The sequence below is a fragment of the Paenibacillus taichungensis genome (assembly GCF_013359905.1).
Lineage (GTDB): Bacteria > Bacillota > Bacilli > Paenibacillales > Paenibacillaceae > Paenibacillus > Paenibacillus taichungensis.
In genome coordinates this window covers 17,998-34,360 of sequence record NZ_JABMCC010000121.1, presented here as the reverse complement: position 1 = coordinate 34,360, position 16,363 = coordinate 17,998, and the positions used below count along the sequence as shown (strand labels likewise).

At 47.4% G+C, this 16,363-nt stretch carries 11 protein-coding genes; 1 reads left to right on the top strand and 10 read right to left on the bottom strand.

The genetic code is table 11. The features are described 5' to 3' along the window. Positions 1-51: 51 nt before the first annotated feature. The 3 genes from HP548_RS27865 to fabF all read right to left on the bottom strand — a co-directional run bounded on the left by HP548_RS27865 (position 52) and on the right by fabF (position 7,026). The gene (locus tag HP548_RS27865) at positions 52-5,037 is read right to left on the bottom strand and encodes a DUF4132 domain-containing protein (RefSeq protein WP_175383457.1); all 4,986 of its coding nucleotides are present in this window, start codon (positions 5,035-5,037) and stop codon (positions 52-54) included. A gap of 23 nt (positions 5,038-5,060) precedes the next feature. Further along, positions 5,061-5,480 (bottom strand): hypothetical protein, encoded by a 420-nt coding sequence (locus tag HP548_RS27860; protein ID WP_175383456.1) that lies wholly within the window; start codon positions 5,478-5,480, stop codon positions 5,061-5,063. 307 nt (positions 5,481-5,787) lie between these two features. Then, complete coding sequence (gene fabF, locus HP548_RS27855; protein WP_175383455.1) at positions 5,788-7,026, bottom strand: beta-ketoacyl-ACP synthase II; 1,239 nt, start codon at positions 7,024-7,026, stop codon at positions 5,788-5,790. A gap of 142 nt (positions 7,027-7,168) precedes the next feature. Here fabF and HP548_RS27850 point away from each other — a divergent pair, with 142 nt between their 5' ends. Next, positions 7,169-8,032: a helix-turn-helix transcriptional regulator gene (locus HP548_RS27850; RefSeq protein ID WP_099855384.1), complete on the top strand. Its 864-nt coding sequence runs from the start codon at positions 7,169-7,171 to the stop codon at positions 8,030-8,032. A 125-nt stretch (positions 8,033-8,157) separates the two neighbouring features. Here HP548_RS27850 and HP548_RS27845 read toward each other — a convergent pair whose 3' ends face one another. The 7 genes from HP548_RS27845 to HP548_RS27815 form a co-directional block, all read right to left on the bottom strand. After that, complete coding sequence (locus tag HP548_RS27845; protein ID WP_175383454.1) at positions 8,158-8,997, bottom strand: MetQ/NlpA family ABC transporter substrate-binding protein; 840 nt, start codon at positions 8,995-8,997, stop codon at positions 8,158-8,160. 76 nt (positions 8,998-9,073) lie between these two features. Beyond that, positions 9,074-9,742 (bottom strand): methionine ABC transporter permease, encoded by a 669-nt coding sequence (locus HP548_RS27840; RefSeq protein WP_083678999.1) that lies wholly within the window; start codon positions 9,740-9,742, stop codon positions 9,074-9,076. Beyond that, positions 9,732-10,550: a methionine ABC transporter ATP-binding protein gene (locus tag HP548_RS27835; RefSeq protein ID WP_175383453.1), complete on the bottom strand. Its 819-nt coding sequence runs from the start codon at positions 10,548-10,550 to the stop codon at positions 9,732-9,734. Before HP548_RS27835 ends, HP548_RS27840 begins: the two co-directional genes overlap by 11 nt. A 131-nt stretch (positions 10,551-10,681) precedes the next feature. Next, positions 10,682-12,970, bottom strand: a complete 2,289-nt coding sequence (locus HP548_RS33980) for an outer membrane protein assembly factor BamB family protein (RefSeq protein WP_175383452.1) — start codon at positions 12,968-12,970, stop codon at positions 10,682-10,684. A 108-nt stretch (positions 12,971-13,078) separates the two neighbouring features. After that, positions 13,079-13,873: an energy-coupling factor transporter transmembrane component T family protein gene (locus HP548_RS27825; RefSeq protein WP_175383451.1), complete on the bottom strand. Its 795-nt coding sequence runs from the start codon at positions 13,871-13,873 to the stop codon at positions 13,079-13,081. Then, on the bottom strand, positions 13,848-15,356 hold the full coding sequence (locus HP548_RS27820) for an ABC transporter ATP-binding protein (protein ID WP_175383450.1): 1,509 nt from the start codon (positions 15,354-15,356) through the stop codon (positions 13,848-13,850). The genes HP548_RS27825 and HP548_RS27820 overlap by 26 nt, the downstream gene beginning before the upstream one ends. Beyond that, entirely contained in the window at positions 15,357-15,950 is a 594-nt protein-coding gene (locus HP548_RS27815) for an ECF transporter S component (RefSeq protein ID WP_076290424.1), read from the bottom strand. Positions 15,951-16,363 lie beyond the last annotated feature (413 nt).

Genomic DNA, 16,363 nt, shown 5'->3' with positions numbered 1-16,363 from the left:
CTGCTTCGTCAACTAATGCCACTTGCTACGGCATCATTTCAACATTGCTAATCATTGCTGCAATTGTGCAAGGATTTGCGGATCCTTGATCTTCTTGTCTTCAGCCAATAACATTACTTTCGATAAAATCTCAGCCGTTCTCGGATCTTCATCAAGGAATGGCAAGAAGATCCTACCTCGATGCTGACTGTGCACAGGTACGATATGAAGCGCGCCTGTCGCCTGTTTGAACACATTGCCGCTGCCAAGATGAACGGCATACTCGCCCAGTTCACCATCAATTCGAGCGTAATTTCCATCGAGCCGTACGTTATCGACCTTCAACAGACGCAGTGACTCATTCACAATCACATGACGCATCTCAATCGTGGTCAAGCTGGCTTCCGGATCTACTCCGCCAACATGCGCAACGCTAACCACCAAATCAATGTCACGCATGACCTCTGAGAAGAAGACTGGCGGTACATCTTTTAACGCGACAGGTTTATAAGTTTTTCGATCATAGAACTGCACCGTCTCCAGGGTAGGCGCTTCTGTATCTGCGGGTGAGAACCAGTCTGCCATAGCATAGAGATTGGCAATCAGATTATGTTCATAGCTTACCTTTTGCAGTCCTTCCTCATAGCTGACGGTCCATTGACGTCCTTTAAGCAGAGCAACTGCTTTTTTCGGCTGAATCTGATAACCTGCATACCTACGGGATACCGTTCCATTAGCCAGCTCATCCTCATTTGGAAGATAGAGTTCACGGAATACCTGCTTGAATGGCTGACGTTCCTGACGGTTGAACAGATCCCTTTGGAATTCACTCCAGCTTCCACTCTGGAACAGATGCAATGGATGCGCAATCAGTAGGCGATCATGTGCCGCCAAGGTTTGTATCGTGCTTGTCGAATCATCCGAAGCTGGAGTAACCAACCCACCGGACGTTACGTCGAATCTTCCAAGCTTGTCATCTGCTTGGAACACAAGCGTGCGAACCAGTGGACGAAGAACCGGATTCTGCAGCAGGCTTGAAACTTCCTCACTCGTAAAGGATGTTCCTGCCGTCATGGAACGCTCCAATTCCTGTCTTGCCCGGCGATACTGATCAACCAGATCTGTTTTTAATTCCTTCAATTCGGTGATGTATCCATCTTTCTTGAACCGAGCAGGTACAGATTTGAGTGTTTTCCCTTTGCTTAGGATGAGCAGTTCCGGCTGGCCTTCTTCATCAATGACCAATTGGGCTGTAGTAGCCTCATCCAGTTCATGCGGCTCAAAATAGGATCTCATCTCATCCAGCTTGCGAGCTTCCATATCCCACATCAGCCGGGTAACATCGGCATATCCTGCATTACGGGCAAGGTTACCCAGCGCTATCTGGGATACCAGACCTTCACTGGCACGGCGCTGTGCACCAAACTGTTTGCTCTGCATCAGAAACTTCTGAATGAAGTCGTACCGCTCACGCAGGTCCTGTTCCCGTTCTTCTGCAAATGGAATCAGGCTGTAGGTCAACAAATGATCTTTATTACGCTTATCTTCCACGGACTGACGCATATCTTCAAGCTTCAGCTTCCCAAGTGCCGCATCCGCGAACAACTGTGATCTGCGATGATTGGCTCCCCCAGAGATATATTTGGCACAATCGTACAACAGACTGAACCGTTCCTCACCGACGGCTTCATATGCCTCCTCGAACCAGGCGATATCAAACGCACCTTCGTTAAAGTCCTGAGGTGAAATTGGAGAATAATGCGCCACAATGGTTTCCTTTTCAGCAGTGAACCGTTCATTGATATGAGCATGGAAGTACCAGGCTGCACTGCGCAGTCCTTCCCATCCGAGATGCTTCGCAACAATCTCCATCCATTGCGGTGCGTACATTGCGGCTTCCAGGAGCTTCTTCTCCTGGATGGGATGCTTCGCCAGCAATTGTCCCAACAGTACTTCGTCCTCTCCATCACGTGGATGGCAAACCTGGATCAGATGGCTGAACGTTTCTTTACGTGTCGTATTGTCACCGTAGCTGTAGATATATCCACGGACAAAGGTATCCTGATCCATGGCTGCAACGAGATGCACCCAATGCTCCATACCTTCAATGCGTTCAAGCTTCATGGCCAGCGTACTTACTTCTGTTGAGAGCTCTCCTCGGGTTAACTCAATCTCCAAAATTCGTTCAACAACTGTTCTTCGCAGTTCTGCCAATACCGGTTTCTCCGTAATCCAGTCGGACCGGCTTGATGTCAATTCCCGAATAAACTGGGCACGAGAATCTCCCACAAGCAGCTGCTTGTAGACTTCCTGTGCATCAATGAAGTCCAATTCATAAGCACGCAGGTAATCGTCCAGAGTGAGGAAGGAGCCTCGGTTACTTTCCTTATTTAATCGGTCGAATTGGCTTATCGTCTGGAAGTATCGCATGAAACTCTCATCGTCATATACACGATCCCGGACAATATAGAACCATGGACCAGACAAGAGAGCAAGTATGCCCGATTCCTTTTCCATTTGTTCCTCAGGCATCATTTTCATCAGCGCATACAATGTCCGCTCAGCGATTTCAAATGTATCTGACTTATCACTGTCCTCATAAACGGCCTCAATCAGCGTTTTCACCTGATCTGTGTAACGAAGCTCACTGACCATCTTTTTCATGTCCTGGATATACTGAACCGAATAGACCTCTTCGGCAAATTCCTTGCGCCATCCTTCCAGCAGCCAGTGTTTCTCCAATTCACTATATTCGTATATGTTGGAATAGTAACGGTAATAACTATCCAGCTTCTTGTTCAGATCCTCCAAACGAATCACAAACAAAATTTGCAGCAGTTCTTTACTATCCAGACCACTCTTCTGAACATATTCTCCCCATATGTTATGGAGAGGGAACTGCTCCAATAATGCTATATCTTGCCGCTGATCATAAGGAATGAAGACCATGGCACGCAATGTCGCACCTACAAGCAAGGTTTCTTTGTAACCGGCATAATATTCGGCCTCATATTCATGGTCTCTGTGCTCATGTAACAACGCATCCAAACCATCAAGAAACTGCTTCGCTTTTTCCAGGGAAAGGGTAAACATGTCCTTCGGCTTGAAGCTACCGAGATCACGTTCTTCCTGAAGCAATGGATTTTCCCATGAAGGATCATACAAACCGAATCCATTAGCCGCCGTATACCTGCTGCTCTGCTCTGTAAGCTTGTCCAGCAGCTTCTGCTCCTTGGCTGTTGGTGTCTTGATTAACGCTATGATTGGCTGCATCTGCTCCTGCTGCTCCATGCGTTGTGAATCTGCGGAGATCTCGGTCAACAGTTCCAGCGCACCCAATCGTTGCAATTCAGTTTTGGATTGTACAAGTCGTTTCAGGGATACCATAAGCTGATCGGTTGGCTGAAGCAGTAACACCTGAATGGTCTTCTGACGCAAAGATCCCGTTTTCAGTTTGAGCAACGCCTCCATTTGCAGCATCTCTTCGAGCGTCAGCGTCAGCAGCTTGGCTTTGAGCAGAGCATTCTCACGATTGTTCATGCTCTTATCCGACAGACTGTCAAAAATAAACTGTCTTTGTACTTCGTTCTCGGGATGATGGACAAATTGGGACAACAATTCTCCTCGCAAATCCGGGCTTAGTTTGTCCTTGAGTGCAATGACCTCGCCAATCCATTCCGGGTCCATGTCATATGCAGCAAGGTACAGCATTTTTTTCACTACATCATCCGGATCGATCCGATATTGAACAAATTCAAGAACACCGGATGGTCCACCTGTCCCTCCCTGCGGAATGTAGGCCAGCATTTGTTTAAACAGATCAAAGTCACGACGACGCACGGCTTTATCTCCAAAAACAGGCAGGGGCCAGACGTGAACACTACGTTGATTCTCCCCATTTTCAAAGCTCCAGTTAAACATGTACATGGCATCATAATTCTCAATCACCCAATGCAGCAACTCCAGATCCTGTACTTCAAGATACTGACGTGCCATGTTTAAGCGCAGCCCTCTGTTCTGACTGTTAGCAAGTACGTATTGTGCAACAATCTGCTGATATACTTGCCCGTGATCCATGATTTGGATGACTTTTCGCTCCAATTCATTCTCTTCGATGACTGCGGTTGCCCAAAGACTAATGAATAATTGGTTTGCATTGGCACTTTGCTGCCATTCCTCTCGCACCGCAGAATCAGTCAATGCTTGATGCGCTTGTGTAATTAATTGCGTAGCAACACGCTGATTCGCCGCTTCAATTCCAATACCTGTCCATACGGCGAGCGCTCTCACCACTGAACTGAACCGAATCAGGTTGTTGTCGATGATTATTTTTAATATGTATATATACGCCTCAAGCGTTCCTTCATCCATCCGTTCTACAATGCTCTGGCGCAACCCCTCCTGCAGTCTGGCTGCTACCAGCAATTCCCCAACCATTTGATAAGCATCCACCTGATTGCTCATGAAGATACCCTTGATCATTTCATTGGTCAGCAATGCATTCTGATTGTCGCCATAGATGATATCATGCAGCGCCTGCTTCATATCACCGGTTTCATGATCCAGTTCATAGGCAATACAATCCGGTAAAACGGCTCTGATCTCATGAAGATAATCAAACTTGTACTCCCGCATGGATACATATTCGTTCAGAGAGAAGCCATGCATCTCCATGCGGAACAAGGCAATCATTTTACGAAGAACCTGTCCAATATGCTGCTCGGGATCGGTTGTACGAAATGGTCTGCGCTCATAATGTTTGCTATAAGGAAAATTCACGGCACGTTCTGCAATGTAACGGAATCGAGTCAGGAAGGATCCACTGACCAGTTGCTCCAGCACATCCAGCAATGGACGGAACAATGGCGTTTTCGTCTCAGCGGACATACCTTGCAATTGCTGCACTGCATCCAAATAGGCCTTTTCGTCTTCGCGCAAATAGGTGAATCCAGCCATCTCTGCAACATAGCCTGCGAGTTCTTGCTCCACACCCTTCAGCGATTTCACTTTTTCCTGCAACTCTTGTTGATACTGTTGAACTTTATCTTCCTGATTCATTCCATTCTCCTCCTCATCACTCTCTACCACATACGTCCGGCAAGCATTGTAAAGCGGATAAACACCACATTATCGTCTTCCTGTATCATCAACGGCTCATCCAATGCCTGCAACTCTTCATCATTAAGAAATACCTTAAATAACCCATCTTCATATGCGGTTACAGCTGTATCAATGGCGCCTTCTACATCGGGAACCCCTTCGTTATAGATCGTGCCAAAGCCTACTTTTCCTGCTGCTCCCTGCTCTTGAATGTCTTCGGGCATCAGGTAGGCAAGCCATTCCGCTTCACTCTTCTTGTCCTGAAGAGCCTTGAGCTGCTCAGCCACCATGTTCTTAATAAGCTTTCTCAGCGTATCGGTTGTTTCCGGAAGTTCGGCAGCTTGTTTGGCAAGTGCCGGCTTGCGTTTACCCAGACTTTTCACCGTAATCCATACGTTCACTGCTTAACCTCCTATGTATAGCTTTATGTTAGAAGAAGCCTCTATCAGCCCTTATATCTATACCACCATGGAAAATGGGCCAAACTTAAGCATCGGCCTATTTCGTTATCCATTCAAATATACGTACATATGTGCCCCTATTGAATATTCTAACGAATATCCCGACCATATTCATGGGCCATTTCTCATGTTTACATGCAACTAGCGAACTAATGACCTTTATTGCACTTTCGTAGCCGGAACAGTCTTCGCACAGCAAATAAAAAGAGAACAGTGCGCCTTCGGGCAGTCACTGCTCTCTGTAAGTTTACGATAGATATTTCTGCAAAATAATTACCGCATTATGACCACCGAAGCCAAATGAGTTAGACATCCCGATCTTCAGGTCAGCTTCTCTTGCAACATTGGGGACATAATCGAGATCACATTCCGGATCGCTCTGCTCTTGATTGATTGTCGGTGGAATGATGCCGTTACGCAAGCTTTGAATGAGCGATATAGCTTCCGCACCACCAGCCGCCCCCAGCATATGTCCGGTCATCGATTTGTTTGCTGTTACCGGAATATGATAGGCTTCCGCACCAAACAGCTGCTTGATTGCTCGTGTCTCGGAAAGATCACCCGCTTCCGTACTGGTAGCATGAGCATTAATGACATCAATGTCTTGCGGCTGAAGCTGTGCATCCGCCAGAGCGGCTTTCATGGCCAAGTATGCACCACGTCCTTCGGGATGGGTTGCTACCATATGATACGCGTCTGAACTGGCACCATAACCTACGATCTCTGCAAGGATGTTTGCACCTCTCGCAAGGGCGTGGGACAAAGACTCTACAACCAAGACCCCGGCACCCTCAGCCATGACAAAACCATCTCTGCCTGCATCAAATGGTCGACTCGCTCCTTCGTACGCTTCGTTTCGTGTAGATAGCGCCGTCGCATTGCCGAAGCTTGCCAGTGATACTTCGGTAACAGCTGCCTCCGTCCCTCCAGCAAAAATCACATCTGCTCCTCCGTGACGGATCAGCCGGAAAGCCTCACCTATGGCGGTGTTGCCGATCGAACAGGCTGTCACTGGCGAGAGAGTAGGTCCCCAACAGCCAAATCTCATGCTCACCATAGCCGCCGCCATATTGGATATCATCATGGGCACCAGTGTTGGACTGACTCTTGCAGGCCCACGTTCAGACAGGAGTTTGCCTTGTTCCATCAGGGTCTGGATTCCGCCGATGCCGGAACCGATATACACGCCAACGCGCTCCCTGTCCACATGCTCCATCTCGAGACCGGAGTCAGATAAAGCCTGATCTGCTGCCGCAACAGCAAATTGCACGAACCGGTCCATACGCCGTGCTTCCTTCCGTCCAAACCGTTCTTCTCCGTCAAAATCACGGACCACCCCTGCTATCTTCGTTTTATAGGACGTTGTATCAAACGCTTCAATTGGCGAAACTCCTGATTTGCCTTCCACCAATCCATTCCAAAATGTATGCACATCATTCCCCAAAGGAGAGATAATCCCCATTCCTGTAATAACAACACGCTCCATAATGCATCCTCCTTTAGTGCTCTTTCCATACTTGTTTAGTTAAGTTATGCACTTATATTGCCATTCGTATTATCCTATTACAAGTTGTCAATTATAATAGTATAATGACTACCATGATAAACTCAGGAACGGAGGTGATGGAATGAACCATGATGTCAGGCTGCAGGCACTGTCCGCTTTTCTGAAAAACCAGCGCTCCAAAATCTCGCCAGAATCTGTCGGATTACCCGCGGGCTCCCGGAGAAGAACGCCTGGATTAAGAAGAGAAGAAGTATCCCAATTGGCAGGTGTGAGCACCACATGGTACACCTGGCTTGAACAGGGCCGGGATATTCAGGTATCTCATTCCGTATTGGATAACATCGCCTCAGCTCTCAGGCTGACAGCGGATGAACGGAAGTATTTGTTTTCCCTTGGTCTGGACTACCATTCGGAACTTCATATTCTGGATGAGAAGCCACTCCAAATACATCCCTCTTTGCAAAAAATATTGCAGGAACTTCGCAATTGTCCCACAATCATCTCAGACCGACGCTGCCACATTGTGGGCTGGAATGACGCAGCGCGGCATGTGTTTATGGACTTTGAACAGATTCCTGCTGAACAGCGGAACATGATCAGTTTGTTGTTTGAACGAAAAGAATTTCGAAGACTGGCCGTCAATTGGGAGGATTTTGTCAGCGGATTCCTGGCTATTTTCCGTGCTTATTATGGTCAATATGTCGATGATGAATGGTACAACTTGTTTTTGGATGACATGATGGACAGATATCCCGATTTTCAACCCCTTTGGAAACAAAGCAGTGTTAGCAGCGCCCCGGACGTGTTGATTGAATTTAGACATTCCAAAGCTGGCAAAATGCTTTTTGATCTTACCTCACTTCAGGTTCAGGGAAATGCCGATTTGCGGTGCAGTATCTACACACCTGCAACGGACACTGCTACCGAGCGTAAATTGATCCGCCTCATGGAGCCAAAGGTAGAACCTGACTCTGACAAAAGCTGATGCTGCTCTTCTCCTTTACTCCGTAATACAAGTTAACAAAAAAAGACCCAGGCAATGAGGCCTGGGTCTTCATGTTTGTCCTGAATCCTATCTGTACAATCATTTCAGTTGCTGATTAACGGATGTTATTTAAACGCCGGGATTGCAATATCTGCATACTTCTCTTCAAAGAAGGCTTTCACTTCTGGACCAGCCATACGCTTCGCCAGCTTCTGAATAGCTTCCGAATCCTTGTTATCTTCCCGGGCAACCAAGGTAATGGCAAAATGGGAATCATCCTTCTCAGTGAACAGCGCATCCTTCTTCGGTGTAAGTCCAAGCGGACTCGCATAGGCTGGCGTCATGGCAACCAGATCCGCATCATCCAACATACGGGCGAGCATCAACAGATCCACTTCTTTGAACTTGAAATTCTTCGTGTTTTCCGTGATGTCTGCTTGCGTTGCATTAAAACCGACGCCTTCTTTCAGCTTGATCAGGCCGTTCTGCTCCATCATCACCAGCGAGCGTCCAATGTTGGACGGATCGTTGGCAATCGCTACCGTTGCACCTTCAGGCAATTCTTCAATGGATTTAACCTTTTTGGAATATGCTCCGTAGATGGCATTGTAGATCGGTTGAACAGCCACCAAGTTAGCGTTATTTGCTTCATTGTACTGATTCATGTAAGGTACGTGCTGGAAGAAGTTTGCGTCTACTTCTTTGTTCGCCAGTGCAGTATTCGGTTGAACGTTATCGGAAAGTACAACAACTTCCAGATTAACGCCATCTTCTTTCAGCAATGGTTTCACAATATCCAGCACATCCGTCATTGGCGGAATCAAAGTAGCTACTTTCAAAGTCACTTCTTGTCCGGCTTGAGTACTTTCCTTATTTCCTTCCGCCGCAGGTGTTTCTTCTTTTTTGCCGCATCCGGCTGCTACCAGCGTCACTGCCAGCAGCATGAGCATTAGTTTTGCTTTCATCTGATATAAACCCCTTCATCATGTAATCTGTATTGTTCATGCTGTAATTCAATCTTTCTGCAATGCTTGTCCTTCTTCAGGATCTGCGATCGAGCCAGCGGGACAGTCTGCTGCCAGTAAATTGGATCATCTGTACCAGGATAATCATAATGATAATCGTAAATACCATAATCTCCGTCTCGAATCGCTGATAACCGTAACGAATCGCAAAATCACCAACACCGCCACCACCGACAATACCCATGACCGTAGAGTAAGAGATAAAGCTAATGGTTGCCGTAGTTAAGCCGAGTACAAGACTTGAGCGAGCCTCCACATACAGGAATTTCACCACAAGCTGTATGGTCGATGCACCCATAGAAGAAGCAGCTTCAACCACCCCTTTCGGGACATCAAGCAATGCCTGTTCTACCAGTCTGGCGTAATAAGCAATGGCGATGACCGAGAGCGGCACGGTTGCCGCGAGCGTCCCGATGGATGTTCCAACGAGCAGACGTGTGAACGGAATCATAAATACCACTAGCAGCAGAAACGGGAAGGAACGAATGATGTTGACGAGACTTCCCAGAATCGTGAACAGAGGTCGATTCTGATAACGTTGCCCTTTTCTGAACAGATACAGCAGTGTACCCAGAGGCAACCCGATTAACACGGCTGCCGTGATGGAGATCCCCACCATGACAAACGTCTCTCCGATGGCCTGCCAAATTTCATGCTGATACTTCACAACGGACTCAGGTATCATCGTTTTGCTCCTCCTGGCCACCATGAAGAGAGGTATTTCGTCCACTCATGGATACATCTTCGCCCATCAACAAGGATGTTAGAAGATCAGGCTTCGGTGCCGGTATGCTACGTACTTCCGCTTCCGACAGCGTTTTGATGATCCTTCCTTCTTTCATCACCGATATCCGGTTGCAGAGCTTTCGGGCAACCTCCATCTCATGTGTAACGAGTACAATAGTTACCCCCAGCGTTTCATTGACATGACGCAACACATCCAGAATTCCACTCGTGGTCTGCGGATCAAGCGAAGATGTTGGTTCATCACAGAGCAGCACATCCGGGCGGCTGGCTAGTGCTCTGGCAATGGCAACACGTTGCTTTTGCCCTCCACTTAACTGTGCAGGATACTGGTTGGCCTTATCTTCAAGTCCGACAAATCTCAACACTTCAAGTCCCCGTGCAACCCGCTCGGTACGGGATACGCCAGCGAGTTCCAGAGGCATGCAGACATTGCCACTTACGGTCCGATTGCTGACCAGATTGAAGTGCTGAAAAATCATGCCAATGGACCTCCGTGCCTGACGCAGACTATTCTCACTCATCCTGGTCAGATGCTGCCCATTCACAATGACTTCGCCGTCATCCGGCTTCTCCAATCCATTGAGCATGCGCAGAAGTGTGGATTTCCCTGCACCACTAGAGCCGATAATGCCGTGGATCTCTCCCTGGCCTACTTCCAGGGAAACCGAGCTTAACGCTTCGAATCCCTGATCTTCACGGGACCCACGCTCGTTATAACGCTTGCTTACCCCGTATAATGAAATCATGGGAGATTCCTCCTGCGATTAATCGTACATGGTCCTTCAAGAACACATGAAGAAAGCCCGCACAGCCGATAACCGGAGCGCGAGCAATCCTGTTTATTTATAATAAATCATCATCCCACATGAAACAAGCTTTAACGTGAGATATCTGTGTGCAAATCATTTGCATCATATATACTAAACCGTCCGTTGGACGACCCAATATAGACTTCATTTCCAAATCGATTCATGGTTCCATTCTTCGCATCCCGATCCCGGTGCTCCGGTGTGGCCATCACAACATCATGCACACGGCCAATCAAGGTACCGTTATTTTTATCCATAACCAGTAGATCCTCTCCCATCGGCAGCAAAAGCTGATCTTCAATCACCACGTAACTCCCCTGATTGGTAGGGTATCGAAGTGACGAAATCGTGTTTTGTGTATTCCAACGTGTCTCTCCTGTACCATATGCAAGGGCTGCCGGATAACCGTTTTTGACTACATATAATTGATCGTCCTCCACAAATCCTCGTTCGATCTTGCCCTTTTGCGTCCAACGTTTTGTGCCGCTCTTGGCATCGTACAGAGTTGTTGTGAAATCTGCGTAATCGCCGTATATATCCCCTTTCTTGTTTTCACGAATTAGCAGCTTGCCGTCGCTCAGCACCTCAAATTGCTGTCCATTCCGAGCAGGGAATTGTGCAAGCTTCTTGCCAGTGTTCAGATCAAGCAACGCCCACTGATCTCTCAACAACATCCAGCGTTCTGGCTGAGTTGACGCAAAGGGATCAAGACGGTATATTCCATCAAAGTATGAATTGTTCTCAGGATGATCCACAGTCGGTTTACCAACCTTAATGCTCCATACGGTTCGGCCAGACAGAGGGTCCGCTGCGACCAGTTGGTTTTTCTCCCAATACATCACATAAGGGTCATCTGAACCTTTGTTTAACAGTTGATATCCTGTACTAAGTTTTCTTGTCCATAATGTTTTTCCATTTGCACTGTCCAACACCGTTAACCAGCTATTACTTGAGCCTTCGACAACTGGACTACTCACAACAACTACATTCTTTGCGGCAGTGATGCCGTTCAATCTGAATTTTTGCTTGGGAGCATACTCCCATACGACATCACCGCTCTTCAATTGGAGGTGGCGTATACGATCTACGTATTCTTTCTTGTCAGGGTCATAATCTGTATACATTGTAACGTATTGGCGTCCTGCATCTACTTCTACCTGCTGTCTCCCATACCCCGCATTGATCTCCCATAATTTCTTACCGGAATGTCGGTCAAGAGCATACATTGAACTCTCATAATGAAAACCACTAAATCCACCGTCATCCCCTTTCATCAGGAGCACATCATCTGTCGCTGCTTTCAAAAAGGTATAGTTGATATCGCCTTGATTTGTCCATATTGGTTTCCAAGGTAGCGTTATCGGCAATGACTTGCCTGTGATTTTGGTTGTGAATTCATATTCATCCGAACGACTGAAGCTCCAATCCGTCACCACATGGTTCCGATCATCTTGCGGTATATTCCAGCGTGTTCTAGCAAGTTTGCCGTTCTTATTGAATGTCACCAAAAATTGCGCGTCTGCTCGCTCATATCGCCAAGTCTGTCCAATACTCATCGTATAACCGGTGTCATTCAAATTGGCCGAATTCTCTTTCCAATCCGGTTCGCCGAGCCATTGTTTGACTTGTTTGGAGGTTGTTTTTTTGTTCAACGTGATATCCGTCAAATGACGTACAGCCAAAGCGGACTGCGATGCATCCTGTTGAAACCAACCATCCGCTACAATGGCTTGCTGCTCTACAGCCTGTGCTTTAACCCACAGCAATGCAGGACGATAGGTGAATGATTCCTTATTCCAGACGCGCGGGGCAATAGAAACGCCATACCAATCCTTCGTCGCTGCAACAATCAAAGCCTGGTCTGTCAGCGTTGGACTTGGAGTCCAACTTGTCGTACTTCCAGGAGCCAGATACAGCTTACTTCCGGGACGAAGACTGAACGTCTGGGGAGTTACAGTCTTCAGGCTTCGGCTTTCCTTGGATGCATACCAGGCGGGAATCCAGAGTTCACCTCTGTTGTAATCCTGGAATTGGATCCATTCGCCGCGAACGGCTTGTACTTTGATTTTCTCGTTGCTGGAAGTGTAGTACTGTATTCCCATCAAATCAACGGGCATTTTGTTACCTATAACTTGGGTGTGTAGGGGTATACCTGCCTCCAAATTCAATGTATCACCCGGTTTATAGGTCGTTTTCGTTTGCGCAGATAAGGATTGAGTTGTCGAACCGGAGCCCTGTCCTGCCTGTATTTCCGTATTCGTATCCAGCAGCATGAATCCTGTAAACAGCACGGCCGATATTCCGCTTACAGTGATCCATAGGTACCCCGTCTTTTGCCACTTCGACCCTGTCTTCACACTCGTTCACCTCATCTATTTGAAGTTATTTCCATTAAAGACGTTTTGAACAAGGAAAAGTTACTGTTACTCCCAAATATATTTACAAGGTGCAAATAATTACAGGTCTCACCTTACATCCAATAGGGTTGAATTATAAGGAAATGTGGTTCCCAATATATAAGCAGCGGTTAACATGATGATAAAATATCCCACAAACCATACATCCGCTCGGGAATACCCGATCTGGACGTAATAGGTCCGGCTCCCACCTTCCTTGAATCCTTTTGCTTCCATCGCCACCGCCATACGCTGCGCACGGCGAATACTCTGTGCAAGTAGTGGAATAGCATATCGTTTCAATATGCCGTACACATTCCAACGGGAGCCGCGCTGCCTCGTTCCCCGAATACGGATGGCATACCGCAACGTCTGGAATTCATCCAGCAAAATCGGAATCATGCGCATCGCCGCCAGAAAGCTATAAGCATACTTGGGTGGGAGCCTCCACTGCTGCATGAGGGAATAAAAGAGACGCACAGGCTTGGTCGTCAAGCCGAACAACAATCCAGCTGCCGCCATACTTAGGGAACGAAATCCCAGGTGCAACCCGCGATAGAAGCTCTCTTCGGTAATATGAATCAATCCCCACTGAAACCAGGTGGTCTCGCCTTTACCAAACATGATCATCCCTGTGGAAGTTGATATAAATACCAAAATGAACGGAGACGCATACAGCAATAATCTGGGCCATGGGTGACCCGTCCAGCCCAGCAGTAAAAGCATGACAACTGCCACATTAGCCATTACATTCAGGTTGTGAACAAGGATGACGAAGACAAACAGCAATGTCAGGAAAATCATTTTCAACCCCGGATTCACCGCGTGAAGCCAGGTCTCACGATGAGGAAACGAGAGCTGCATCCGTTAACCTCCCCTCATCCACCTTCCAGATTCGGTTGCAATAACGTTTTACGATTTCATGATCATGCGTAACCATCACGATGGCTGTCCCTTCACGCCGCAGCCGCTCCAGCTGTGATAACATGGCAAAGGTATTCCGCGCATCCTGTCCAAAGGTAGGTTCATCCAGTAACAAAATACGCTGTTCCCGTACCAGAGCTGATGCTACACTCAGCCGTCGTTTCTGTCCCATCGACAATTGATATGGATGTCTCCCCGACAGCTCAGTCAGTCCGAATTGCTCCAGCATTTGATCGGTTCGAATACCTCTTTCTGCGGCAGTTAACTTGCCGCTCAGCAAGGAAAATCCCACTTCATCCCGGACCGTATTCGTCACGAATTGGAATTCAGGATTCTGGAACACAAAGGCAATACGATCTGCAAGTTGCTCGGTTTTTCCGGCCGATTGTCCTTCCACACCATAATGACCTGTCGTTTTTAGAATATTCATCATGGACAGCAATAATGAACTTTTACCTGCCCCGTTAGCCCCGACAATCCCCACCCAATCTCCGTGCCATACCTTGGCCTGCTCCACCTGAATGAATGGCGTTTTCCCGCGCCATCCGGTGAATTGCTGCATTTCCAGTGCTGGTTGGGGCAGCGCAGAGGTTTCCCTCTCCTTATAATCTATACTTTCAGTTTCTGTTGCCCCATAACGAATAAACTCTCCTGTGACCAACGTCTGTGCTTTCGTCTGCCCTCGTTCTTCCCAAACCCCTGGATACCAGATTCCGTATTCCCTGAGCATATTCCGCTCATCTGTAAACACCTGATTCGCCGGACCATCTGCCACAATCTTTCCTTCAGGCGACAATACGATGATTCGATCCACCCACTCGACGATTTCATTAATTTTATGTTCCACGATAATGAGTGTTTTGTCCTGTGCAATCTGTTTCACCGTATCCCACACCTGAGAGGTTCCTTCGTCATCCAGCAGTGCCGTTGGTTCATCCAAAAAGAGTACGTCTGGCTCCATGGCCAGAATCGAGGCCATCGCAAGACGCTGCTTCATACCCTGTGACATGGATTGAATGAGTGTGCGATTATGCTCAAAGCATAACCCAACCTGTTCCAGGTATCGATGAATAAGAGCAGACATCTGCTCGCGTGGAATATTCCGGTTTTCCAGTACAAAAGCAATCTCTTCATCCGTATACGACATACAGAACTGGGTATCCGGATCTTGAAAAACAATGCCGGGCTGCTCAGGAACCTGAATATCATCACATTTCATCGGAATCTCCACAGATCGCGGAATCAGACCGCTCAGAATTTGCAGCAAGGTTGATTTGCCAGAGCCACTTGGTCCAAGCAACAATACTTTCTCCCCGTGACGCACAGAGAGAGACAAGCCTTGGAACACCAAGGCCTTCTCTCCCGGGAACTTGCATCTTAGATTCGTAACACCTACCGCTTGCACATTCTCCACTTCATTCATCTAGTCCAGCGCCTCATAATCCTGCTTCGACACCGGTCTAAGGGATCGTGTTACACCTGTAAGCTCCAGCGCTTTGGCGAGATAATAGGCGAATACACCTGCAATCAGAATACTGCCAATGAAGCGGAACCCGATAAACAGTGTATAGTTCCAAGCCGAGAGGGAATCAATGTACCCGTACTGATAATCCAGTACAAGCGAAGCCGCCGCTGCACCAATAGCCGCAAGGCAAGTGACGAGCAGATTGCTTTTCCGATACAGAAATGCGGCGAAGAAAATCTCTGCACCCAGCCCTTGCAGCAGCCCATATACCAGTGTGGACATGCCCCACTCACTTCCGAGAAAAGCACTCACCGTGGATGCCGCAACTTCTGCCAGAATGGCTACACCTGGCTTCCGAATGATTACAAAGGCAAAGGTGCCCGCCATGAACCACATGCCGTAAATCATCTGCTCCGCATGAACGCCGAATGGCTTCATCAGATCATATGTAGGTCCCCATATTTTATAGATCACCCCGAAGACCACCGCAATCACAATCGTTACCAAAATATCGGTTAACTTCAATCTGTTGCTGCCTACTGCTGTTGACATGTTCTCTACTTCCTTCCTCTGTTTCCCTTGATTTAAAATAAATAATAAAACAAACAAAAAAGCCTCCCCGGTTCCCAGGCAGGCCATACGCACAGTTTACAATTCTCACGATGCTGCGCATTAGGCAGATATAGAGAAAGTAGAAAACAAACGACACCATCCCCGTTACATCAGAAAAATTCCGCTGCACTCAAGAAACGCTGACATTTATTATTTATCCCTTATCGCTTAAATATTGCACATCGCAAATCATGTTCTCTACGCTGGCATTACCCAGATCAGATATACGGTCAGCGGCACAAGGCCGCTCTCTCAGCCCAACTTCATTGAGCTCCCGGTTCACTTATTTCATTGCTTCTACTGTACAACACATGGGTATTTGTGACAATCCCGATAAGGAAAAATCAGTTTAA